This window comes from Demequina litorisediminis (genome assembly GCF_030161615.1).
GTDB classification, from domain to species: domain Bacteria; phylum Actinomycetota; class Actinomycetes; order Actinomycetales; family Demequinaceae; genus Demequina; species Demequina litorisediminis.
Genome location: NZ_BSUN01000001.1, coordinates 2,751,115 through 2,766,052 on the forward strand (window position 1 = coordinate 2,751,115; position 14,938 = coordinate 2,766,052).

A 14,938-nucleotide genomic window follows, 5' to 3' on the forward strand; every position below is an offset into this window, starting at 1 on the left:
CCGGCAAGGCGTCGCCGCTCACCTCATGGAGGAGATGCTGCGTAGGCGAGGGGGCCTCGCCTTCCTCACCACGCTGCTCGACGGCCTCATGCGGCCCGACGACGCCCAGGTCGCGGCCGAGGGGTTCCGGTCCGCGGCCCGCATCGCACCGCCCCGCCTGCCCTGGGGACTCAGCCCGGCCCTCCACACCGGTGCCTTCGCCAGCCGCATCGCTCCCGCCACCACCGTCGCGGCCGCGAGACGCGTCGTGAAAGCCATGGTGGGCCACCTCGTCGTGGACGCACGTCCCGAGCGACTCGCTCGCGCGCTTGATCACGTGCGCGCCGGGGGAGCGGACGTCAACCTCAACCTGTTGGGTGAGGCCGTGCTCGGACGCGGCGAGGCGCAGCGGCGCGTGAGCCGCACCCTTGCGCTCATCGAGCACCCCGCGGTGGACTACGTCTCCATCAAGGTCTCCGCGGCGGTGGCTCCTCATCCGGCCTGGGCGTTCGACGAGGCCGTCGCGGACGTGACCGACGCCCTCGCACCTCTTTACCGTGCGGCGCTCACGCATGACGGCACCTTCATCAACCTGGACATGGAGGAGTACCGCGACCTCGACCTCACCCTGGCGGTCTTTGAGGACCTCGCCATGCGCGAGGAGTTCCTCGCGCTGCCTATGGGGGTCGTCCTCCAGGCGTACCTTCCGGACTCGCTTGCCGCATTGCGGCGCCTCCAGGACCTCGCCCGGGCGCGCGCCGCCGCATCGGGCGCGCCCCTGAAGGTGCGCATCGTCAAGGGCGCGAATCTGTCCATGGAGCGCATCGAGGCGGAAGCCCACGGGTGGCGGCTCGCCACCTGGGACTCCAAGGTGGAGGCCGACGCGCACTACAAGCGCCTGCTCGACATTGCGCTCGACCCTGCGAGTCTCTCCACGCTCCGGGTCGGTCTCGCGGGACACAACCTCTTTGATATCGCGCTGACCCGCGTCAGGTGCGAGCGTCGGGGGATTACCGAGGGCGTCGACCTGGAGATGCTGCTGGGCATGGCCCCGGGGATGGCCACCACCGTCGCACGCACGATGGGGGAGTGCGCTTGTACACGCCTGCCGTGGCGCCCGAGGACTTCGACGTGGCGCTCGCCTACCTCGCCCGCAGGCTCGAGGAGGTCGCCAGCCCCGGCAACTTCCTTGCCGAGGTGGGCGAGCCTGCGCGAGGACGCAGGGGTGTTCGCCGCCCAGGAGCGTGCCTTCCGGCTCGCGCTCGAGGCATCGGCCACGCTCCCACGGCGCGAGCGCGGACGCACCGCGACGCCGCCGGTGCGCGACCACGACGGATTCGTCAACGCGGCCGATGCCGATCCCGCCGTGTCCGGGCAGCGTGATGCCGGCCGGAGCGCGCTGGCGCGCGTGACCCAGTCGGATGCGGGGGCGGCAACGGCAGCGCAGGCACGCGTGGCGGACCACGCAAGTCTCGACGCCGTGCTCGACGAGACGGTGGCCGCGGCCAGATCATGGGGGCTCAGCACGCCCGCCAAGCGTGCCACCATGTTGCGCGCCGTCGCGGTCGCCCTCGAGCAGCACCGGGAGGTGCTGTACGAGGTCATGGCCTCGGAGTGCGGCAAGACGCTGGAGCAGTCCGACCCGGAGATTTCGGAGGCCATCGACTTCGCCAGGTACTACGCGATGAGCGCCGAACGGCTCGTCGACATCGACGGCGCGCGACCCGTACCGCGTGCGGTCACGCTCGTCACTCCGCCGTGGAACTTCCCCGTCGCCATCCCCCTTGGCTCGACGCTTGCGGCCCTCGCGGCGGGCAGCGCCGTAGTGCTCAAACCTGCGGAAGAGGCAATGCGATGTGGCGCCGTGATCCGTGAGGTGCTCGATGCCGCAGGCGTGCCCCGCGATCTGGTGCGTCTCATCGACATCGACACGGAACGTCTTGGTGACGCGCTTATCGGCGACCCCCGCGTGGAGCAGGTCATCCTCACGGGCGCCTTCGAGACCGCACAGCGTTTCCTGGCGGTGCGCCCTGACCTTGACCTGCGGGCGGAGACCAGCGGCAAGAACGCGCTCGTCGTCACACCGAGCGCCGACGTTGACCTCGCGGTGCGTGACCTGGTCCAGTCCGCCTTCGGGCACGCGGGCCAGAAGTGTTCCGCCGCATCGCTCGTGATCCTGGTGGGCTCCGCTGCGGCGTCGCTCCGCTTCCGCGATCAGGCTCATCGACGCCGTCACCTCGCTACGCGTGGGCCCCGCGGGCGATCCGCGGACGCAGATGGGGCCCGTCATCCTCCCGCCCAAGGGAAAGCTGCGTCGCGCCCTCACCACCCTGGAGGAGGGCGAGGAATGGTGGGTGGAACCGCGCGAACTCGCGCCCGAACTGTGGACCCCTGGTGTGCGCGCCTGGGTCACGCCCGGGTCGTGGTTCCACCTCACGGAGTGCTTCGGTCCCGTGCTGGGTGTCATGCGCGTCGACACGCTCGAGGAGGCGATCGCCGTCCAAAACACGGTCGACTACGGCCTGACCGCCGGGCTTCACTCGCTGGACGAACACGAGATGCGTGTGTGGCTCGCCGGCGTCGAGGCAGGCAACGTCTACGTCAATCGCGGCACCACGGGCGCCATCGTCCAACGCCAGCCTTTCGGTGGCTGGAAGCGGTCGGTGGTGGGCGCCACGGTGAAGGCAGGAGGTCCGCACTACGTGGCGTCGCTGACCGGTTGGGAACGGGTGGCCGATGCGCCGGCGGCACCCAGCGGCCACCTCTCAGCGCGCGTGGCGCGGCTGGTGGAGGCGAGCGCCGCCTGGGTGCGAGACGGAGCCTCCCGTGACGCTACGGCCTGGGAGCGTGCTCTCCGCCTGGGCAGCGATCCCTCCGCACTGGCCGGTGAACACAACGTGGTGCGCCACGGCCCTGTGGCCACGCCGGTGCGCTGGGGTGGCTCCGATGCGCGCGCCGATGCCGACGCGCTGATGCGTGCCGTGGCGGCGTCGCTCACGGTGACGGGGGCGGCCACGGTGTCGTCGCTTGACGCTCTCCCCGCGGCGCTTGGCTCTCGGCTCGACGAGGCGGGTGTGACGCGCGTGGTGGAGGACGCGGCATCGGCCGTGAAGCGGGCTCGCGAGCACGGGCGCCTCCGGATCATCGGCGCAGTAGAGCCTGGGGTTCGTGGCCACGCCGATGTCGCGGTGTACTCCGCGGCCCCCACCGCGTCCTGGCTCGACGTGCTTCCCTTTGTGCGGGAACAGGCGGTCTCGATCACCGCGCACCGTTACGGCACCCCTCACCCGCCCAGCGGCCGCATCGGCGCGGCCCTCCTCGCCGGTGAGGTGGGGATCGCCCGGGGCTAGACACTCGTCCCGCGCAATGTCACCGCAACGACATGCGGTGGCGCTACTGTGGCGCCCGGAAGGGAGGGCGCATGTTCGCATGGGGTGTCAGGCGCTTTGACGTCGTCGGCTCGGTCGTGGGAGTGGCATTTGTGGTGCTCTCGCTCACGCCGTCGCTCTTGCCGCGTCCGGCCTGGGGCCAGGGCCTGGTCTCGGGACTGGCGTTCGCGGTGGGCTATGGTCTCGGCGTGCTCGCCTGGCGCGTGCTTCGCCTGGTGAGCGCAGGGCGGATCCGCTGGGATGCCTCCGCACCGGGTTGGATCGTGGCGGGATCGACGGCGCTCGCTTTTGCGGCGGTGCTTCCGCTTGGGGTGCGGTGGCAGAACGATGTGCGAGAGGCCGTGGGGCTGCCCGACTCCGACGGTCTGCACTGGTTGAGCCTCATCCTCGGCGCCTTCCTCGGAGTCTGGCTGGGCTTCGCCATCGGCCGCGGCATCCGTAGGCTCCACAATTGGCTCCGGCCGATGGTGGTGCGCGTGGCCGCCAAGGTGAGCCAACGCGACGGTGGCCCCCGCGATTCCCTGGTGAGCCTTCGCGGCAGGTGGGACGACCACACTCGGTGTCATCGTCATCGTCGCGGTCGGCACCTCGGTGCTCTCACTGCTACTCACGGGCCTCTATGGCCAGCGCAACAACCAGTACGACCCCGCCTACAGCCAACCTTCGAGCGCGCTGCGTTCCGGCAGCCCCGAAAGCCTGGTGGCATGGGAGGACCTGGGACAGGCCGGCGTCAAGATTGTCGCGAGCGGCCCGACGGCCGAGGAGATTTCCTCGATCACCGACGTCGAGGCGATCGAACCTATCCGTGTCTACGTGGGTATCAACGCGGCGGACACACCCGAGGCTCGCGCGGACCTCGCGGTCCAGGAACTCGAACGCACCGGTGCGGCCGACCGCGACCAGGCTCCTGGTCGCCGCGACCACCGGGTCGGGCTGGCTCGATCCCGCGGCCATCGACGGATTCGAGTACCTCCACGCTGGCGACACCGCACTCGTCACAGTGCAGTACGGCGCGACGCCGAGCCCCGTGTCCGCGTTGCTCACCCCGGACCTGGCGCCCACGGGGACCCGCGCGGCCTTCGACGCCATCTACGCGTGGTGGAGCGCACTGCCCGAGGACCACCGCCCCCAGGCTCACGGTCTACGGGCTGTCCCTTGGCTCCTACGGACTCAACAACGCGTTCGACTCGGTCGACGATCTTCTCGCCCGCACCGAAGGAGCAGTCCTGGCGGGCACGCCCAGCCTTCTCGAACGTCTGGAAGCAAGCGACGTTTGGTCGCGACGCTGGATCGCCCATGTACAAGCCCGTGGTTGACGACGGCATCAGCGTTCGCTTCGCCGAGCAGCGCGGCGACTTCGACAGCCCCGCGGGGGAGTGGGCCGAGCCACGGATCGGGTACCTACAGCACGGCAACGATCCCATCGTGTGGATCGGTCCGTCCGTGATCTGGTCCAAGCCGGACTGGCTCACCGACGGTGAGCGCTCGCCGATGCTGAGCGACGACATGGTCTGGATTCCAGGGGTTACGGCGTTCCAGGGAGTCATCGACCTCATCCTGTCCCAGGGCGTGCCGGAGGGGCGGGCCACAAGTACGGCAACATTGCGCTCTACGGCTTCGAAGAGGTCACCGGCGACGCAGGGCTCACCGACGACGCGCGAGACCGCATCGCCCAGGTGATCGCGACGTACGACCCGTACTGGATTCTCACTCGCTAGGCACCAGCGGCGGCCGGTCACGTGCCGGCCGCCGCATCAGCGTGGAGGAACACGTCAACGGCGCGACGTGTTGCAGCCTGTGTGGTCGACCAACGGAGGTGAGTGCCATGCCGCACAGCGCATGGAGCAAGAAGCGTGAACGTCAGTACGAGCACATTAAGGACTCGAAGCTCGATTCCGGTGCGAGCGCGGAAGAAGCCAAGGAAGTCGCTGCGCGCACCGTCAACAAGGAGCGTGCTCGTGCAGGGGAATCGGAACGGGCCTCCCAGACATCGACCGACGACCTGTCCAGCGGCGAAAGGGGCGGCAGACGGTCGCACAGTGGCGCACGTGGTCGCACGCGGGACCAGTTGTACGCGGAGGCGAAACGCAAGAACATCAAAGGTCGCTCCACGATGACGAAGGCACAACTCGAGGAGTCCGTGGGTCGCTAACGCGCGCGTGGGGCCAGTGCGGCATAGCCTGAAGTGACCCGACGAGAGGAGCCCGCCATGGGTGAGCAGGCATCGACCGAGAACCGTCGCCGCACCTTCGAGCAGATCCGTGCCAAGGAGCTCGCACGCGGGGCCTCCGAGGACGAGGCAAACCGGATCGCCGCCGACACCGTGGACAAGGTGCTCGCCCAGGAAGCGGCCCAGAAGTAGTCCGGTAGCATCGCTCGGGTGAGCGTCACCCCACCCGAGCAGCGGCCCTATCCGGTGTCGCACGCCGTGTGGACGATTCCGAACGTGATCTCGTTCGCGCGGATCCTCCTGATCGCCGTCTTTGGCGGACTGTTCATGGGGGAGCAGGACGTCGCGGCGATCATCGTGCTCGCCGCCGCGGGCCTGTCCGACTTCCTCGACGGCTTCCTCGCGCGCCGCTGGAATCAGGTGACGGCTCTGGGGCGTCTGCTCGATCCTGCCGCGGACCGGCTCCTCACCCTCGTGGTGGTGCTCGGGCTCGCCGTGCGTGACATCATCCCGTGGTGGCTTGTCGTCGTGCTCCTCGCCCGCGACCTCATGGTCGCCGTGGCCCTGCTGTACGGTCGCGCTCACAAGATTCGCAGCCCCCACGTCACCTTCGTGGGCAAGGCGGCGACGTTCTGCCTCTACATCACGCTTCCGATGGCCTACGTGGGCTTCGAATTGTGGGAGTGGCTCCACACGGTTGCCATCGTCCTGTCGCTCGGTGCGGCGGTCCTGTACTGGATCTCCGGTGTGGGCTACGTCCAGGACATTCGGCATCGTGCGGCGGCGGCGCGGCGGGCGCGGGGATCCGCGCGCGGGCCTAGGATGGAAGCCACGATCCGAGACAGCGAGGAGGCGTCGTGACCTACGACGAGAGTCCTGTCGAGCGGACCATGTCCCTCGACGCACACATCAACGCGGAGGACGCGCCCGCGCGCCTGTCCACCCAGGACGACGCGGCCATCGACGCGCTCGATGAGAACTGCGCCCTGTTGATCGTGCACCACGGCCCCAACCAGGGGGCTCGCTTCCTGCTGGACGTTGACCTGACCACCGCGGGCCGGTCGGTGTCCTCCGACATCTTCCTCGACGACGTGACGGTCAGCCGCGAGCACGTGCAGTTCGTGCGCACGGGCTCCACGTTCACCGTGAAGGACGCGGGCTCGCTGAACGGCACCTATGTCAACCGCGAGGCTCGTCAACGAGCACGTGCTGGCGGCCGGTGACGAGGTCCAGATCGGCAAGTACCGGATGACGTTCCACCCCGGAACGGCCCGCTGAGCAGATGCCAGCGCTGAGCGCAGCCGGATCCGAGCCGCGGCGCGAAGCCCTCGAACCTCTTGAGGGCACGTGGCCGCATGCGCTGTCCCATGAGCCGCTGCTCAGGGTGTCGGACGTGCTCGCGCTCGTGCAGACGGAGTTTCCGGCGCTCAGCCCATCAAGGCTCCGCTTCCTGGACTCGAACGGGCTGGTGTGCCCGCACCGCACAGCATCGGGCTACCGCCAGTACTCGCCCGCTGATGTGGAGCGCGTGCGGTTCGTCTTGCGTCAGCAGCGCGACCACTACCGCCCTCTCAGCGTGATCGCGGGGCACCTCACGGCTCTCGACGAGGGGCGCATGCACGAGGCTGTCGTGCCGCATGCGGTCGACCAGCGCGATGCGTTCCTGTCCCCAGATGACCTCGCGACTGCTGCTTCGATGGACGTCGAGGTGGTGCTCACCCTCGAGGGTGAGGGTGTGATTGCCCAGGCAGTCCCCGGTCGCTTCGACAGGGCGGTGGTGCCCTTGGTCGTAGCCGCGGGCGCTTTCCTCGCCGCTGGCGGGTCCACGCGCGACCTGCTCGTGCTGGGGCGTGCGGTGGCGCGCGAAGCCGATGCGGCCAAGAATGCAGGTGCAGCCGATCGCGCCAAGGGTCGCGACGCCCAGGCCGATGCGTCGACGCGTGCGCGCCTCGACGCGACGGTGTCGCTGTTTTCGGCCTGGGTTCACGCTCAGGTCGACCGGTAAAGGAATCGTGACCTGGCGCGACCCGCGTGGTGCGTTGACCGGGTTAAGCCTCAACCGTAGGTTGAAGGACGTGACACAGAGGAGGGCTCATGGCTGACGGCGGTACTCGTGACGTACGCATCGTGAGTGATCAGGGCATCCTCTTTGACGACGGCCTCGCCGAACTCGATGAGAACGCCGGCTATCGCGGCCCTACGGCCTGCAAAGCCGCGGGCATCACCTATCGCCAGGCTCGACTACTGGGCTCGTACCGGACTCGTGGAGCCGACCGTGCGCTCCGCTGGTGGATCCGGCACGCAGCGCCTCTACGGCTTCCGCGACATTTTGGTGTTGCGCGTGGTGAAGCGCCTGCTGGATTCCGGGGTGTCGTTGCAGCAGATTCGTAGCGCGGTCTCGCATCTGCGCGAGCGCGGCGTCGAAGACCTGTCCCGCATCACCCTCATGTCGGATGGCGCCTCCGTCTACGAGTGCACGTCCGACGACGAGGTCATCGACCTGGTCCAGGGCGGACAGGGCGTGTTCGGCATCGCGCTGGGCAAGGTGTGGAGGGGCTCGAGGGCTCGCTCTCGTCACTGCCCGCCGACCGCGGCGAGGCGGAGCCCGTCGTCGACGGCACCGACGAACTCGCCGAGCGTCGCGCCAAGCGCACGCAAGCCTCCTGACCCCTTCCTCACTTTGAACCGCTCGCGGTGCGACACGCCGTCGCTGCGGTGCGCGCCGGCGTCTGAGACGGGGTGTCGCGGCCGCATTCGGTTCAAACTGTCGGAGTGAGGACCGCGACTCGCCCGCGATAGTCTGGCGCTCGTCAAGAGACGTTCGAAGGGGAGTCAATGTTCTCTAAGGTGCTTGTCGCCAACCGTGCCGAGATCGCCGTGCGAGCCTTCCGGGCCGCCGTCGAGCCTGGGGGCCAAGACCGTCGCGGTCTTCCCGCACGAGGACCGCATGTCCGAGCACCGCGTGAAGGCGGACGAGGCCTACCGGATTGGCGAGGAAGGCCACCCCATCAAGGCCTATCTCGACATTGACGAGATGCTGCGCGTCGCGACCCACGCCGGGGCCGATGCCATCTACCCCGGGTACGGCTTCCTGTCCGAAAACGTCGAACTCTCGCGCCGTTGCGCCGAGTCGGGCGTCACCTTCGTAGGGCCGCCGCCCGAGGTGCTGGAGCAGGCGGGCGACAAGGTCGCTGCGCTGAAGGCCGCCCGTGCCGCAGGCGTGCCCGTGCTCGACTCGTCCGAGCCGTCCAAGGACGCGGAGGCACTGATCGAGGCCGCCGACCGCATCGGCTTCCCGATCTTCGTCAAGGCCGTCGCGGGCGGTGGCGGGCGCGGCATGCGCCGCGTCGAGACCCGTGAGGCGCTGCCCGAGGCCCTCGCCTCCGCCATGCGCGAGGCTGACACCGCGTTCGGCGACCCCACCGTCTTTCTTGAGCAGGCGGTCCTTGGCCCGCGCCACATCGAGGTGCAGATCCTCGCCGACGGCGAGGGCAACATCGTGCACCTGTACGAGCGCGACTGCTCCGTCCAGCGCCGCCACCAGAAGGTGGTCGAGATCGCGCCAGCACCCGCCCTTGACCCCGCCATCCGTGAGGCGCTGTGCGCCGACGCCGTGACGTTCGCCCGCTCCATCGGCTACGTCAACGCCGGCACCGTCGAGTTCCTCCTTGCCACCGAGGGCGAACGCGCCGGCGAGCACGTCTTCATCGAGATGAACCCGCGCATTCAGGTGGAACACACGGTGACCGAGGAAGTCACCAGCATCGACCTGGTCGCCGCACAGTTGCGTATCGCCGCGGGCGAGACGCTGGAGCAGATCGGCATTCGCCAGGAGGAGATCAGCACGCGCGGCTTCGCGGTGCAAACCCGCATCACCACCGAAGACCCCCTGAATGGATTCCTGCCCGACACGGGACGCATCGTCGCCTACCGCTCGCCGGGCGGCGCAGGCGTGCGCCTCGACGGCGCGACCGGCATGGCAGGCAACGAGATCACCGGTCACTTCGACTCGATGCTCGTCGGCTCACCTGCCGTGGCCAGGACTTCGAGCAGGCTGTCACGCGTGCCTCCCGCGCACTGGCGGAGTTCCGCATCCGCGGGGTCACGAACAACATCCGGTTCCTGCGCGCGGTGCTCGCCGACGAGTCGTTCCGTGCCGGGGGAGTGACCACCGCGTTCATCGAGTCGAACCCTCGCCTGCTCGAGGTTCCCGAGAACGCCGAACGCTCCACCAAGCCTGCTGACGTTCCTTGGCCACCGCACCGTCAACCGTGCGCACGGCGAGCCGCCCGCCGTGATCGTCACGCCACGCGCCAAGCGCCGCAGGTCGACCTCGATGCTGCGCCCGCCGACGGCACCCGCCAGCAGTTGCTCGAGGTGGGGCCAGAGGGATTCGCGGCCGCCCTCAGGGCCGAGCAGCGACTGCGCGTCACGGATACGACGATGCGCGACGCCCACCAGTCGCTGTTGGCGACGCGCGTGCGCACCTATGACCTTCTGGGCGCCGCCGGACACACGGCACGCATGATGCCCGAGCCTGTTTTCGGTCGAATGCTGGGGAGGCGCCACCTACGACGTGGCGATGCGGTTCCTCTCCGAGGACCCGTGGCTGCGCCTGTCGCGGTTGCGCGAGGCGATGCCCAACATCGCTCTGCAGATGCTGCTACGAGGCCGGAACACCGTGGGGTACACGCCCTACCCGGACGAGGTCGCGCACGCGTTTGTCCAGGAAGCGACCGCGACGGGCATCGACATCTTCCGCATCTTCGACGCCCTGAACGACGTCGAGCAGATGCGCCCCGCGATCCAGGCCGTCCGTGACACAGGGCAGGCGGTCGCCGAGGCAACGCTGTGCTACACCGGCAACCTCATCTCGCCGGACGAGAAGCCTGTACACGCTCGACTACTACCTGCGCCTCGCCGAGCAGTTGGTGGAAGCGGGCGCTCACATCCTGGCCGTCAAGGACATGGCGGGGCTCCTGCGACCCGCGTCCGTGTTCGTGCTGGTCGACGCCCTGCGCAAGCGCTTTGACCTTCCCGTGCACCTGCACACTCACGACACGACCGGCGGACAGACCGCGACGCTTCTCGCCGCCGCCGAGGCCGGGGTCGACGCCGTCGACGTCGCGAACTCGGCGATGGCGGGGACCACGTCTCAGCCGCCGATGAGCGCGCTCATCGCCGCCATGGAGTACACGGCCCGCCAGACCGAGATTCCGTTGGAGGCCGCGCTCGATCTCGAGCCCTACTGGGAGGCGGTGCGCAGCTGTACCGCCCGTTCGAGTCCGGCCTTCCGGGCCCCACCGGGCGCGTGTACCGCCACGAGATTCCCGGCGGTCAGGCTCTCGAATCTGCGCCAGCAGGCCATCTCGCTTGGTCTCGCCGACAAGTTCGAGCAGATCGAGGACATGTACGCCGCCGCGGACCGCATGCTCGGTCGCCTCGTCAAGGTGACCCCGTCGTCGAAGGTGGTCGGTGACCTCGCCCTCAACCTGGTGGCCGGAGGAGTGGACCCGGGCGAGTTCGAGCGCAACCCGCAGGACCAGGACCTGCCCGATTCCGTCATCGGCTTCCTGCAGGGCGAGCCTGGGTGACCCGCCCGGCGGGTGGCCTGAGCCGTTCCGCACCAAGGCACTCGAGGGCCGCGACGCACCCAAGGTGCGTGCAGAGCCTGTCCGACGACGACCGCGCCGCCCTGGCATCGGCCGGACCGGAGCGTCAGCGCCGCCTCAATCACCTGCTGTTCCCCGGGCCTGCCACCGACTTCGACGTGGCGGTGGCGACCTACGGCGACATCTCCGTGGTGGACACCTTCCACTACCTGTACGGGCTCACCGTGGGCTCCGGCGAGGAAGTCACCGTGCGCCTGGACGAGGGCAAGGAACTCCTCGTGTCGCTTGAGGCCCTCGGCGAGCCGGACGACCACGGTGAGCGCACCGCGATGTTCAACTACAACGGATCGTTGCGTCCCGTGCAGATCAGGGACGAGGTCGCCTCCGTGGGCATCGTCGAACGAGAGAAGGCCGATGCCGGCGCACCGGGCTCGATCGGCTCGCCGTTCTCGGGGATGGTCACGCCCACCGTGGCCGTGGGCGACGCCGTGGCGGCGGGGCAGACCGTGGCGACCATCGAGGCGATGAAGATGGAGTCCTCCATCACGTCTCCGGTCGCGGGGACCGTCGCGCTCCTCGCGATCGATGGCGCGGCACCCCTCAACGGTGGCGACCTGATCCTCGTCGTGGAGTGACGCGGTGAGCGCCCTCGTGCGGTCCGCGTCACAGGCGGACGCAGACGCCGTATGGGGGCTGCTCGCCGAACTCGTCGTGTCGCATCGGCCACGGCGCGTGGCCTTCGAAGCGGACTACCCGGTGGTGATGGCCGATGCCGGGGCCCGGGTCGCGGTGGCCTGCGACGCTGACCGTGTGGTCGGGTACGTGCACGCGTTGCTCCGACCCTCGCTCTATGCGGGTGGCCCCGTCTGTTGGGTCTCGGAACTCGTCGTGGCGGCGGGGGAGCGCGGCCAGGGTCACGGCGGGCGTCTCATGGATGATGTGGAGGCGTGGGCGCAGGAGATGGGGGCGGTGGAGGTGACGCTCGCCACCTCGCGCGCCGATGCCTTCTATGCCGGGCGCGGATTCAGCCGCACGGCCGGCTACTTCAAAAAGCACCTGGTAGACGAGTTGGGGACGTAGGTCCCCCGCGATCGCCCCTGGCGCGCGGGACACTTAACCGAGCACAGGAGGAGGTCGTCATGAAGGTACTTGTCGCCAACGGTTCGAAGTACGGATCGACGCGCGAAGTTGCTCGGGTCATTGCCGAAGAGCCTGAGTTCGCTCGGCTTCGATGTGCATAGCGCTGACGCCTGCGAAGTAGCCGGCGTTCATTTCTACGATGCCGTCATCGTGGGATCCGCCGTCTACGGGGGATTGTGGCGCCGCGACGCTGCGGGGCTGGTGCGTGAGCAAGCAGAGGAATTGCGTCATCGGGATGTGTGGTTGTTCTCCGTGGGGATGGCCACGGTCAAGCAGCCGCACCAGGAATTCGATGAGGCACGTGAACTCGCGTCCCTGGTGGGCGCGCGCGGACATCGCACGTTCGATGGGGCGCTCGACTATGAGCGTCTCAACGCGGGGGAGAAGGCGATCATTCGCGCCCTGAACCCGCCCAAGGGGGACTTCCGTGACTTCGCGGAAATCCGCGATTGGGCGCACGGCGTCGCGATCGAGTGAGGGCGGTCGCGGCGCTGTAGTAGCGCCCGGCATCGCCAACGAAGGGGCGGGACGCGTCATGCGTCCCGCCCCTTCGTGTCGGTCTAGGCGGCGTCGCGCAGGAGTTCGTCGACCACCGTGAGGGCGGAGGACAGTGCCGAAACGGCAGGAGCCTGCCGCATCGTCATGAGGGCTCCGCCACCGCGCGGCGACCTCGATTTGCAGGCCCGCGAGGCCCAGGTGTTGCTGCGCGAGGCTGGTCACCGTGTAGTGCGGGCTCGCGTCGAAGGGGGAGTCGACCGCCACGTCGAACGGTTCGAGCTCGGTCCGCAGAATGTCCACGGCCATCTCCTCGAGCGCCCCCGGCTGCGGTCCGGTACCCAGGCAAAAATCTGGGCCGTGGTGGTCGGCCATGCCGTGGATGTCCACCACCATGCGTGCGGGGTGCCTCAGGTCGCGGAGGTGACGGGTGAATTCGTCGTCCCTCTCGTCCCAGGTCTCCCATTCGGCGCGCGCGCGAGTGACGACCACCGTCGACACGTGTGCCACCTCGCCGGCGAGCATGGTGAGCGAACCCGTGTGAAGATCCGCCTGCTTGAGGCCACCTGCGCGGTAGTGCTTGGTGGCGTGGGGCGCGGTGAGGACTACGGCACTGCCACGGTCCGTCAGCACGGCGGGATCGGAGCCTCGCGCCTGCGCGCGGGCGGCGCCAAAGGAGTCGTGGAGGCTCTCGCCAGCGGTTGGGAATCGCATCGACATCAAGAATCTCGGACATCGCTCCTCCAGCCTTCTCAGGGTGGCGCGTGTATCGGCGCTGGTATTAAGCCTATCGCCGCCGTGTGCTCGACCCTATGAGGCGCGCCGCGGGGAGGGGACGTCACCGCAGCGGGTTTCCAGTGCCGTGACTCGTCGTCCAGACGCCATACGACGGGCGGCTCCGCGCCGATGCTGACGGCACCAAAGTGGTAGGTCTCACCCGGGTTCCACCCAGCGATCACACTGCCGACGCCGGGATACACCTCAAGCGCCCGGCCGGCCAGGTCGAGGTAGCCCGTGAGCGTCAGTTGCACTGCGTCGTACTCCTCGGCCACCGCGGCCCAGTCGGGAATCACCCAGCGCACATCGCCGCGTCCGGTGGTGTGGAACCAGTCGCTGCGTTTGCTTGCCGTGACCTCCAGGGGAGCGAGCCGACACAGTGCGACCCAGTCCTCGGCGGTGGAGATGGCGTGCACGCGCGCGGACGGGGACACGGTGACGGGTGCGACACGTGCGACCTCCTCGCCGAAGCCGTCCTCCACGCACGCGAGGCCCCAGGGGCCACGTGCCGGATCATTTGGCGTCGAGACCACAAGGCCGTGCGGGGGCGTCGACCACCAGTCGCTCGACACCCCGTGGGCGGGATCGGTGGGCCAGGTGCGGGCCGCGATCGCCTCGTGTTGCCTGGCCCGCGCCGACCATTCCTGAAGGATGGTGGCGGCTGCCGCAGGCACCGGCCACGGAGTGGGGTCATCGTCGCGGGGCCAGATGACCATCGTGCTGCCCTTGTGGTCGCCTTCCGGCAGCGCACGGGTGTCACACACCGCCTGAGCAAGCCCACCCAGGACGCCAGCGAGTTCGGGTGCGGCGGCGAGCGCGTCCTCGCCGCCGGGAGGTTGCCAGTAGGCGGCCGCGTCGACGGCGGCGACAAGGGCCGTCCACGCCGCGTCCGCGGTGATCTGGCTGAGGTCGACCTCGGCTACGGCAGAAGCCACCTGCTCGGGGGTGACATGTGGCGGCGCGTTCGAGCCGGCTTCGAACGCGAGCCGCGATGGTGTGCCGCTGGGGTGGAGCAGCCGGGCCGCGTAGAAGCACTGTCTCGCGACCTCGGGGGAGAGGGCGCTGGCGAGCTCAAGCAGTAGGCGCCTTCCACGAGGCCCCGCAAACACGGGTACTGGAGTCATTCGGAGAACGTGACCGCGATGCCGCCCTCTGGGGGTACCGGCTCACCGGGCTCGGGGGACTGGCTGATGATCACTCCGTCGGACTCCATCATCTGCGTGGGCCGCGTCCCGGTGGTTTCCTCCATGACGTCAAGAGCCTCGTCGAGGGTGAGGCCCAGCAGCGCGGTGCGTACGTGCATTGTTCCCCCTGCGATTTCTCTCACTGTGGCAGAGTCACACGTCGCCCACAAGGTGCGCACGACCTAGAGTGCT

General features: G+C 69.0%; 11 protein-coding genes and 8 pseudogenes. 17 read left to right on the forward strand and 2 right to left on the reverse strand.

Features of this window, described 5'->3' with window-relative positions; all coding sequences use genetic code 11:
- Positions 1-256 precede the first annotated feature (256 nt).
- The 17 genes and pseudogenes from QQK48_RS16775 to QQK48_RS22345 form a co-directional block, all read left to right on the forward strand.
- Positions 257-2,119, forward strand: a pseudogene (locus tag QQK48_RS16775) (proline dehydrogenase family protein); the annotation flags it as partial.
- Between the two features lie 136 nt (positions 2,120-2,255).
- A pseudogene (locus tag QQK48_RS16780) lies at positions 2,256-2,636 on the forward strand (aldehyde dehydrogenase family protein); the annotation flags it as partial.
- Between the two features lie 129 nt (positions 2,637-2,765).
- The gene (locus tag QQK48_RS16785; RefSeq protein WP_284329484.1) at positions 2,766-3,329 is read left to right on the forward strand and encodes a hypothetical protein; all 564 of its coding nucleotides are present in this window, start codon (positions 2,766-2,768) and stop codon (positions 3,327-3,329) included.
- Positions 3,330-3,400: 71 nt separating this feature from the next.
- A pseudogene (locus tag QQK48_RS16790) lies at positions 3,401-3,838 on the forward strand (alpha/beta-hydrolase N-terminal domain-containing protein); the annotation flags it as partial.
- A gap of 85 nt (positions 3,839-3,923) precedes the next feature.
- A pseudogene (locus tag QQK48_RS22325) lies at positions 3,924-4,256 on the forward strand (alpha/beta-hydrolase N-terminal domain-containing protein); the annotation flags it as partial.
- Positions 4,252-4,413: pseudogene (locus QQK48_RS22330) on the forward strand (alpha/beta-hydrolase family protein); the annotation flags it as partial. The pseudogenes QQK48_RS22325 and QQK48_RS22330, both read left to right, overlap by 5 nt.
- 103 nt (positions 4,414-4,516) lie before the next feature.
- Positions 4,517-4,684 (forward strand): hypothetical protein, encoded by a 168-nt coding sequence (locus QQK48_RS22335; protein ID WP_431308440.1) that lies wholly within the window; start codon positions 4,517-4,519, stop codon positions 4,682-4,684.
- Positions 4,608-5,048: pseudogene (locus tag QQK48_RS22340) on the forward strand (alpha/beta-hydrolase family protein); the annotation flags it as partial. The gene QQK48_RS22335 and the pseudogene QQK48_RS22340, both read left to right, overlap by 77 nt.
- 145 nt (positions 5,049-5,193) lie before the next feature.
- Positions 5,194-5,520, forward strand: coding sequence for a plasmid stabilization protein (locus QQK48_RS16805; RefSeq protein ID WP_284329187.1), 327 nt, complete (start codon positions 5,194-5,196; stop codon positions 5,518-5,520).
- A 57-nt stretch (positions 5,521-5,577) separates the two neighbouring features.
- Positions 5,578-5,730 (forward strand): hypothetical protein, encoded by a 153-nt coding sequence (locus QQK48_RS16810; RefSeq protein ID WP_284329188.1) that lies wholly within the window; start codon positions 5,578-5,580, stop codon positions 5,728-5,730.
- 18 nt (positions 5,731-5,748) lie between these two features.
- Positions 5,749-6,399, forward strand: a complete 651-nt coding sequence (locus QQK48_RS16815; RefSeq protein WP_284329189.1) for a CDP-alcohol phosphatidyltransferase family protein — start codon at positions 5,749-5,751, stop codon at positions 6,397-6,399.
- Positions 6,396-6,761, forward strand: a complete 366-nt coding sequence (locus QQK48_RS16820; RefSeq protein ID WP_431308382.1) for an FHA domain-containing protein — start codon at positions 6,396-6,398, stop codon at positions 6,759-6,761. The genes QQK48_RS16815 and QQK48_RS16820 overlap by 4 nt, the downstream gene beginning before the upstream one ends.
- Positions 6,762-6,820: 59 nt before the next feature.
- Entirely contained in the window at positions 6,821-7,543 is a 723-nt protein-coding gene (gene ftsR / locus QQK48_RS16825; RefSeq protein WP_284329190.1) for a transcriptional regulator FtsR, read from the forward strand.
- An 89-nt stretch (positions 7,544-7,632) separates the two neighbouring features.
- Positions 7,633-8,205, forward strand: a pseudogene (locus tag QQK48_RS16830) (MerR family transcriptional regulator).
- A 168-nt stretch (positions 8,206-8,373) separates the two neighbouring features.
- Positions 8,374-11,785, forward strand: a pseudogene (locus QQK48_RS16835) (pyruvate carboxylase).
- Between the two features lie 4 nt (positions 11,786-11,789).
- Entirely contained in the window at positions 11,790-12,230 is a 441-nt protein-coding gene (locus QQK48_RS16840) for a GNAT family N-acetyltransferase (protein WP_284329191.1), read from the forward strand.
- A gap of 210 nt (positions 12,231-12,440) precedes the next feature.
- Entirely contained in the window at positions 12,441-12,767 is a 327-nt protein-coding gene (locus QQK48_RS22345; protein ID WP_431308441.1) for a flavodoxin domain-containing protein, read from the forward strand.
- A 770-nt stretch (positions 12,768-13,537) separates the two neighbouring features.
- On the opposite strand, the gene QQK48_RS16850 is transcribed toward QQK48_RS22345, so the two are convergent.
- Positions 13,538-14,497, reverse strand: coding sequence for a hypothetical protein (locus QQK48_RS16850; RefSeq protein ID WP_284329193.1), 960 nt, complete (start codon positions 14,495-14,497; stop codon positions 13,538-13,540).
- 185 nt (positions 14,498-14,682) lie between these two features.
- The gene (locus tag QQK48_RS16855) at positions 14,683-14,865 is read right to left on the reverse strand and encodes a PASTA domain-containing protein (RefSeq protein ID WP_284329194.1); all 183 of its coding nucleotides are present in this window, start codon (positions 14,863-14,865) and stop codon (positions 14,683-14,685) included.
- Between the last annotated feature and the right edge of the window lie 73 nt (positions 14,866-14,938).